This window comes from Trichocoleus sp. FACHB-90 (assembly GCF_014695505.1).
Taxonomy (GTDB): domain Bacteria; phylum Cyanobacteriota; class Cyanobacteriia; order Cyanobacteriales; family FACHB-T130; genus Funiculus; species Funiculus sociatus.
Genome location: NZ_JACJOK010000055.1, coordinates 1 through 7,390 on the forward strand (window position 1 = coordinate 1; position 7,390 = coordinate 7,390).

Here is a 7,390-nt window from a genome sequence, read left to right on the forward strand (position 1 = left end):
GTGAAAACCGTAACGTTCGGTAAGTTTAATAAGGTATCTAGATGAAAGTCCATTGTTCTTTTTGGGTAAAATGTAGCGATCGCTACATTTTACCCCATGATGCCGCAAGACCCGTCTCATCCAACCGAGTCCCCTTAACCTGGCATTGGCTACAAAATTAAACAGAAGAAGCGGGGTTTGAAACCCGCCTCTGAAACCTTATTTGAGTACGTTTGGGTAAATTCCCTATGTCACCATTATTGACTCGCTCACCATAACTGTGCAATCGATCAAGTCATTTTTTGCACAATCTTTAAGAACTCCTGCTTAAATGTAAAGAATATACGAGCGATTTCCCAAAGGGACGACCTTTTGGAGGGGGTCGCACTTAATTAACTCAGCCGAGCCACTTTCTCATGGAACCACCACTTGACAGAATTAAACTTTCCCAAACTGCCAAAGAGCAGCTTACTAAGCTAAAGCGCCGCACTAAAATAGAGCAGTGGAATATCCTTTGTCGCTGGGCATTTTGTCGTTCTCTCTCTGAACCAAGTATTCCTTCACCAGTGCCAATTCCTGCTGATAGCAATGTCGAGATGACTTGGCGCGTCTTTGGCGGAGAAATGTCTGATATTTTGTTAATCGCCCTGAAACAACGCTGTCACAATGATGGCTTAGGTACTGAACGAGAAACTTTGGCTAATCAATTTCGCCTCCATTTGCATCGCGGAATTGGTTATTTAGCTGGAGATCCAAATATTAAGAAAATTGAAGATTTGGTTGCTGTGGCAATGGAAATAAAAAGTTAAATTAGGCATTGACTTTAGCCGTTTTTCTCTGATATCATATTTTGGATAAGGAAGAACTACGCTTTAATATTGCTCCAAAATATATTTCCATTATTTAAAGATCCCATAAATAGGGTACAAAGGTAAATAAAACTTTCTCTTGCATCGCTTACTTATCACATCAATGGCATTTTTAAACCTTTGAGACTTCGCTCTCTTTCCTCCTCCCGCAACCCCTTACTTTGCACCAACACCCCAAAATTGCCCAAACCCATTGGATCAATTAGCTGGTGTAGCGTATCGCGACAGCGGAGTAAACCAGAAATGCCTTGCGACTTTACGATATCTTCTCCACCTGTGGAAAGGGCAGCAATGCGATCGCCCAAACCCAACGCCATCAAAAACAACCCTTGCTGAGTAAAACCCAACTTTGGCAATTGCAAGCGATCGCCCCAGCGCTCCAGAGCCGTAAAATCCACATGAGCTGTGATATCCTGCTGCCCAATATTTATATAAGGGTTGTCATGGTGCATATGGCGGTAATAGCACTGTAGCGTCCCCTGCCTCCGCCCTAGACTATAATAACGAGTCGCCGGATAGCCATAATCAATTGTTAAAACATACCCACGTTGTAGCGCTTCGGCGACTGTACTCAGCCAGTTATAAGCTGCTAAATTAATTTCACTGCGATATCCATCTGGATAAACGCTTGAAGGTAATTCAATCCCCACCAAGTCAAAATATTCTGTCAGCTTTGGTGTCGAATGAACGCCCGTCACTTCCTCGAAAGTCACTCCATCTCTCGAAGTAACATAAATTTCCCGAATTTGCCCTTTTTCAATAACAAACTGATGCACTGGTAACGCATCCACCAACTCATTAGAAAAAAAGCAGCCGATAATAGAGTCTTTTGGTATTTCTTCTAGAGAACACCACCTTACTAAGGCAGCACTTTTACCCAGCATATTCTGTAAAACTTGCTGTTGTTGAGAAATTAACCCAGAGGCAATTTCAACAATAACGTACTCCAAAACCTCAAAAATTGCTGGATAGTGTTGCTGCAAATAGCGCAAAATATCTGCCGCCAAGATTCCCGCACCCGCGCCCATTTCCACAAGGGTAAAAGGCACTGGATTCCCTAGAATATCCCACATTTCGGCAAATTGTTCAGCTAGTAATTCGCCAAAGTCAGCACCAAGATGAGGCGAAGTAAAAAAGTCACCCTCCGCCCCAATATTAACTGCATTAGTAGCATAGTAGCCGTGCTGCGGTTCGTACAGCACCCACTCCATGTATTGTGCAAAAGTGATGCGCCTTTCGGGACTTTCTGCGATGCGACTAGCAATTAAACTTCGCAGCAGCACTTCAGAAGGCTGAATTAATTCATCCTTCATCCTTCATTTTTCCCAAAAACTCTTTCACTTGGGCTGCTGTTGGCTGGGAAGCGATCGCTCCCGGCTTCATGGCACACGTCGCCCCCACCGCACTAGCATATCTCACCACACGCTTAGCCATTTCTGCATCGGTAAGACTTTTGATGCCATGTTGACACAACTGATGGATGAAACCAGCAACAAACCCATCACCCGCACCTGTTGTATCCACCACCGGGACGGAAAAAGCAGCCAGCCTACCTTCATTTTCACCCAGACAGTATGCACAACCTTTTTCCCCAGCAGTCACCAAAACGCCTTCTACTGAGTCAAGACGATAAGTAATAGCACCAGCATCCATTGTGTCAAATAGCCATTGGGCTTCTTCTTCAGCAACCTTGAGGAAATCGACGTGCTTTAAGAGTTCTAAAATCAGAGGCTTAGATGCGCTAGGGTCAGGCCAAAACATATCGCGCCGATTCACATCTAGTACAATTTTGACATCGTACTGATCTGCTAGATTCAGCGCTTGAGCGATCGCTTCCTTACTATCGGGATAAGCTAACTCCAGCGTCCCCAAGACTAGAAAATCAGCCTCTTCAAACAAAGCCACTGGCAGATTAGACGCACTCAGGTGAGTATCAGCAAATTCTGTGGTATCCAGTTCGCCAAACCCGGCAAACGTGCGATCGCCCTCCAAAGAGCGTGTAACATAAACTTGTCGCGTTGGTGCCGTAGGATGGCGCTGTACGCCCTTAGTATCTACACCCACATCCTGCAACAACTTTACCAATTCGTTTCCCGGCGCATCTTCACCAACACAGCCAATAAATCCAGATGGCGTTCCCAACTTTACCAGCGCACACGCCACATTAGCGGGTGCGCCCCCTGGGTATGGTGTCCAAGATTCGACATCTTCAAGCGATCGCCCCAATTGCTCGGCTAGCAAATCAAACAAAATCTCTCCGAGGCAGAGAACACGGGGATGAGTCACAGCTGCACTCCTTGTGTACGTAAACTCAGCCTACCAGAAAAGGAAAAAGTTACCCCCAGGATAAAGGATAAAGAATGAATTATTCTTCCCACTCCTCCTTGTCCCTTGCCCTTATGCCCCAATCCCAGTCGGGATCAGGCTTACCCGCCAAGGATCTTCTAAAATTGAAATAGATAATAAGTAGTTATACTAAGGAAGAAATACTTATGTCCAGTAGCGAGACCCATATCCCCGCGAGTCTTTCCGATCGCGAACTGCAAATCATCGAGCTAGTTTCTGGTGGTTTAACCAACGACAAAATCGCCCAGAAGCTAGAAATCAGCAAACGCACAGTTGATAATCACATTAGCAATATCTTGACCAAGACCAAAACTAACAATCGTGTAGAACTACTACGCTGGGCGTTGCAGTGGGGAAAGGTTTGTATAAATGATGTTAACTGCTGCCCCTTGCCAACACCTAGTGATGAAGTGATTTCATAAAATGGCTAATAGCTCATGGCTAATTGTCAATTAGCTATGAGCTATTAGCCATTCTTTAAAATGATTATTCGTTATCTGTCAGTTTTAGCAGTTGGATTATTCGCTGGATTGAGTAGTTGTAGCAATGGTGTCTTGCTCACCCCGCCTCCACAATTGCTCGGAGCCTCTTTAAATAGCTTAGCTGCCGAGCAAGAACCCCAGCTATCCTACGATGGGCGCTACTTGGTCTTTACCTCCTCCCGCCAAGCCCATAGAGGCATCTTTCTTTATGATGTCCGGCAACGTCGCCTGATTAATTTACCCGGACTCAATCAGTCCAGCATCATTCAGGAACAACCAGACATCAGTGCTGATGGTCGTTACATTGTATACATCTCCGAGGAGCGAGGCAAGCCAGATGTATTCGTTTATGACCGCCAAGCCTTGCAATCTGAAGTCATTACCGACAATATTTCAGGCGAAGTCCGCCATCCGACAATTAGTGGCAATGGTCGATTTATAGCCTTTGAATCTAACCGTTCGGGACAGTGGGACATTGAAATTTACGATCGCGGCCCCAGCATAGAATTATCCTTACCTAGACCCGCATCGCTTCCAGAAACGTCACAGCCTGCGCCTCCCAACACTCCTAGCCCCTAGAGAAGGAAAAAGACAAAAGTGAAGAATTCTTTTTTTGCCTTTTACCTTTGCATGATTGCCATTTTTTCCCAACGACTTCCAGGCGTAGACGCTACAGTTGAAAAACATCTCAGTTAATCAATCTGCAAGTTTGGAGTAGTTCTGATCTATGACTACTGCTTCTGCTTCCTCTGACACTGGCAACTTCTGGAGTTTTGATTCTCCCGCCCCTCAAGCCACACAAGATGCTGATTTACTCAAACAGCTAAACTTTGTTCCCGGCTTGAAAGAAATTCTGATGCTGCGTCAGGTTCACGCTTTAGAACACGCCACAGTTTGGGTTTTGAGCGATCGCTTAAACTCACATTCCTCAAGAAGTGCTTCAACGTCCCGTCAAATGGACAACGACACCTTGGGCGGTTTATCCACCGACCAAGGCTTTTACATCTACGGGCAAGTTAACACCTCCGATTTGCATCGTGCAGTTCGCATCGCCCTCCAGCGCACCACCAGCGGCGAATGGAACCTAGCTGTGCATCCCCGTTGTGGCACGAATTTGTCTGTCGGGATGCTCGTGACCGCCGGGCTAGCCTTGGGTGTCCATCTCATCCTACCTCGCAGTCCTATAGAGCAAATCTTGGGTTTGGGCATCGCTGCCACAGCTGCTGCCCAATTAACGCCTGACCTGGGTAGTCTCGCCCAAAAATACATTACAACCTCAATTCCCTTCAACTTGGCAATTGATGAAATTTGCGCGACACCTGACATCTGGGGGCGTCCCGCGCATTTCGTCCGAGTGCGCTGGCGGGAGCGGTAATAAAACTTAAAGACTAGATGGTTGGTGCGAGTCCCGATCCAGTAGTACGCTTTAGCTTAATGACGTAAGGGAAAAAACACTTATGGTTCAACGTGGTTCAAAAGTTCAGATTCTCCGCAAAGAATCTTTCTGGTTTCAGGATACTGGGACTGTTGCATCCGTAGACCAAAGCGGCATCAAATATCCAGTAATTGTCCGCTTCAATAATGTCAACTACGCTGGTGTTAATACCAACAACTTTGGTATGAACGAAGTGCTAGAGATTGAAGCGCCGAAGCCAGGAGCCAAGAAAGCCACTACTGCCGCTTCCGGTGGCAAACAAACCACCATCGACGAACGTACTCGCAGAACAGGTCAGGGGAACCGAGTTGTTGATGGGAACCCCGCTGCCGCACCAGAGTCCGGAGAAGGTAGCTCAGTTGTACAAGGCGCTCCCAATCAGGGAACTGACTCACGTTAAGTTGTGCCAGAACTGCCTGAAGTTGAAACAGTTTGTCGGGGTCTAAATAAACTGACCCTCAACCAAGAAATTGGGGGTGGTGATGTGTTGCTTGAACGCACCATTGCCCACCCCCTTTCCTCTGTAGATTTCTTGGCTGGGGTGGCAGGTTCAGTTATTACCCAGTGGCACCGACGCGGTAAATACCTGCTTGCTGAACTTTCCCCCGCAGGCTGGTTGGGGGTTCACCTACGGATGACTGGTCAGTTACTGTGGCTCCCTTTGCAGGAGCCATTACAGAAACATACGCGAGTGCGGTTGTTTTTTACAGGTGATTCGGCTGAAGGCGATCGCTTGACTTCACAAGAATTACGTTTTGTTGACCAGCGAACCTTCGGTAAAATGTGGTGGGTACCCCCAGGAACTCCTCCAGAAAGAGTCATCACTGGTTTACAGAATTTAGGACCAGATCCCTTTTCCGCAGATTTTACCGTTGAGTACCTGGCTCTGAAACTGCAAAATCGTCGTCGTCCCATCAAAACTGCCCTGCTCGATCAGTCTCTTGTGGCTGGAATCGGCAACATCTACGCCGATGAAGCTTTATTTCTCAGTAAAATTCAACCAACAACACTTTGTACTCACCTGAGCATAAAGCAAATTGCGCGTCTCCTCGAAGCAATTATTCAAGTTTTGCAAGCCAGTATTGATGCTGGTGGAACAACCTTTAGTAACTTTCTCAACGTCCAAGGAATCAACGGTAACTATGCCGGTGTCGCCTGGGTTTATAACCGCGGTGGTGTCCCCTGTCGAGTCTGTAACACACCCATTGCACGAATCAGATTAGCCGGACGCTCGGCTCATTTCTGCCCCCAGTGCCAACAATCTACTTGTCCGAAAAATTGAAAAACAGTCTGTGTCTGGCGGGTGCATCACGGTTTTGCAAGAATGTCAAACGAGTAAAAGTTCCCTCAGGTAGGCGCAAGGAAGTCTTAGCATCTGATTCACATCTTTGGGTCACCATTGTGTCCCGGAAATCTTTAACCTTCGAGCTATTTGTTTAACTGCCGACTCAAAGGATACTGAACCAATTGCACATATATGTTCTCTTAAAAGTTGCTTGTATAGCCCTCGAAGCAAAGGTGAGGAGATAATAGAGAAAAAGGAAACTTCAAAAAAACGGTTCTTCCGCCTATATTATGCTGAGTTAACATCAAGGTGCCAGTAGATTAAACTGCGTAACTGAAAATTGTTAAAGTTTCTGAAACCATAGCCAGACCGTTTGATTAGTTTCAACTTGTTATTAATTCCCTCGACAACTCCCGAGGTATACCTTGCTCAAAGTAGCCCACAATTCCACCAAACCAGCGAGTAATAGTTCCTACGCTTGAAGGAAAGTAAGTTTTTGCTTCAAACAGCCAATCTAAAAGTCTCAAAGTTCCATCACCGACATTGACCGCCGTCTGAAAAATGTCTCTAAATTCTTCTTTTAGGCTATGCATCTTGCCAATTATTGGGAACGCTGCTTTGACTGCTTCTAGCTTGCACCATTGCTTTTCATCTAGAGATGTTTCTAACTTAAGTAAGCTATACTTACTTTTAATTAAACTCGATTGAATAATTTTTTATTCGGCTTTGTCTTCTAGGCCTTTTGCCGCTTTTTGGGAATTTCTCCGGGCTTTATCTAGTTCTTTATTCACGGCTTTCATTACATGAAATCTAGGGTCTTGCGGCATCATGGGGTAAAATGTAGCGATTGCTACATTTTACCCCATGATGCCGCAAGACCCGGTTTCTCATTGAGCCACTCCAATAAGGCGCAATTGTCGTCTAGCCAAGCCCCATGAATCTTCACAGGAGCCAGATGCACAGCTTTATACGGCTTCCGCTGTGGCTGTTTCCC

General features: G+C 45.9%; 9 protein-coding genes and 1 pseudogene. 6 read left to right on the forward strand and 4 right to left on the reverse strand.

Features of this window, described 5'->3' with window-relative positions; genetic code table 11:
* The first annotated feature begins 395 nt into the window (after positions 1-395).
* Complete coding sequence (gene dndE, locus H6F74_RS16050; protein WP_190442841.1) at positions 396-788, forward strand: DNA sulfur modification protein DndE; 393 nt, start codon at positions 396-398, stop codon at positions 786-788.
* A 155-nt stretch (positions 789-943) separates the two neighbouring features.
* Here the strand turns inward: dndE and H6F74_RS16055 are convergent, their stop codons facing one another.
* Both H6F74_RS16055 and H6F74_RS16060 read right to left on the reverse strand, forming a co-directional pair.
* A complete protein-coding gene (locus tag H6F74_RS16055; RefSeq protein ID WP_190442843.1) occupies positions 944-2,161 on the reverse strand; it encodes a class I SAM-dependent methyltransferase in 1,218 nt (405 codons plus the stop codon).
* Positions 2,151-3,134, reverse strand: coding sequence for a PfkB family carbohydrate kinase (locus H6F74_RS16060; protein ID WP_190442845.1), 984 nt, complete (start codon positions 3,132-3,134; stop codon positions 2,151-2,153). The genes H6F74_RS16055 and H6F74_RS16060 overlap by 11 nt, the downstream gene beginning before the upstream one ends.
* A gap of 206 nt (positions 3,135-3,340) precedes the next feature.
* Here H6F74_RS16060 and H6F74_RS16065 point away from each other — a divergent pair, with 206 nt between their 5' ends.
* From H6F74_RS16065 to H6F74_RS16085, 5 genes are all read left to right on the forward strand, one after another.
* A complete protein-coding gene (locus H6F74_RS16065) occupies positions 3,341-3,616 on the forward strand; it encodes a helix-turn-helix transcriptional regulator (RefSeq protein WP_190427666.1) in 276 nt (91 codons plus the stop codon).
* 60 nt (positions 3,617-3,676) lie between these two features.
* Entirely contained in the window at positions 3,677-4,255 is a 579-nt protein-coding gene (locus H6F74_RS16070; RefSeq protein WP_190442846.1) for a PD40 domain-containing protein, read from the forward strand.
* A gap of 148 nt (positions 4,256-4,403) precedes the next feature.
* Positions 4,404-5,051, forward strand: coding sequence for a DUF6391 domain-containing protein (locus H6F74_RS16075; protein ID WP_190442848.1), 648 nt, complete (start codon positions 4,404-4,406; stop codon positions 5,049-5,051).
* Positions 5,052-5,133: 82 nt separating this feature from the next.
* The gene (locus H6F74_RS16080) at positions 5,134-5,511 is read left to right on the forward strand and encodes a photosystem I reaction center subunit IV (RefSeq protein ID WP_190442850.1); all 378 of its coding nucleotides are present in this window, start codon (positions 5,134-5,136) and stop codon (positions 5,509-5,511) included.
* 3 nt (positions 5,512-5,514) lie between these two features.
* Positions 5,515-6,393, forward strand: a complete 879-nt coding sequence (locus H6F74_RS16085; protein ID WP_190442852.1) for a DNA-formamidopyrimidine glycosylase — start codon at positions 5,515-5,517, stop codon at positions 6,391-6,393.
* A 45-nt stretch (positions 6,394-6,438) separates the two neighbouring features.
* Here H6F74_RS16085 and H6F74_RS30070 read toward each other — a convergent pair.
* Positions 6,439-6,594, reverse strand: a pseudogene (locus H6F74_RS30070) (ISKra4 family transposase); the annotation flags it as partial.
* Between the two features lie 185 nt (positions 6,595-6,779).
* A complete protein-coding gene (locus H6F74_RS31065) occupies positions 6,780-7,109 on the reverse strand; it encodes a transposase (protein WP_190442853.1) in 330 nt (109 codons plus the stop codon).
* Positions 7,110-7,390 lie beyond the last annotated feature (281 nt).